Here is a 506-nt window from a genome sequence, read left to right as displayed (position 1 = left end):
GTCATCGCCTTTGGCCTCACTCGAAGCACGGCGCCTTCCCGGATGGCATACAGCAAATCCTCCTGAGTATCATTGCCTGCCCTGACGCGGCTTTCCCAAGCCTGCTTCAGGTACAGCAGCATGATCACACCGAATTCTGCCGAAACACCTGCCAGTGCGATAAACCCGACTCCGCTGGCGACAGACAGGTTATGGCCGAGTGCCCATAGCAGCCAAATCCCACCCGCTAAAGCAAAGGGCAAGGTCCCCATGATCAGCGCAGCTTCATCAAAGCGTTTGAATATCAGATAGAGTAAAACGAAAATAATCAATAAGGTTGCTGGTACCACGATCTTTAACTTTGCAGTGGCGCGTTCCAGATATTCGAACTGACCTGACCAGGTAATCGAATAAGCTGCTGGCAACTTGACCTCTCGGGCGACGACTTCCTGCATTTCATGTACGGCTGAACTCAGGTCACGATCGCGGATATCCACATACACCCATCCTGACAGACGGGCATTTTC

At 52.4% G+C, this 506-nt stretch carries 1 protein-coding gene; it reads right to left on the bottom strand.

The window, feature by feature from the left end; translation table 11 throughout:
• Positions 1-506, bottom strand: a 506-nt coding sequence (locus tag H8L32_RS27255) for an efflux RND transporter permease subunit (RefSeq protein ID WP_186951007.1), incomplete at both ends; no start/stop codon positions are given.

The organism is Undibacterium hunanense, from assembly GCF_014284335.1.
In the GTDB taxonomy this organism is placed as follows: domain Bacteria; phylum Pseudomonadota; class Gammaproteobacteria; order Burkholderiales; family Burkholderiaceae_D; genus Undibacterium; species Undibacterium hunanense.
Note: the sequence above shows the minus strand (reverse complement) of the source record. Positions and strands in the feature narration are given on the sequence as shown.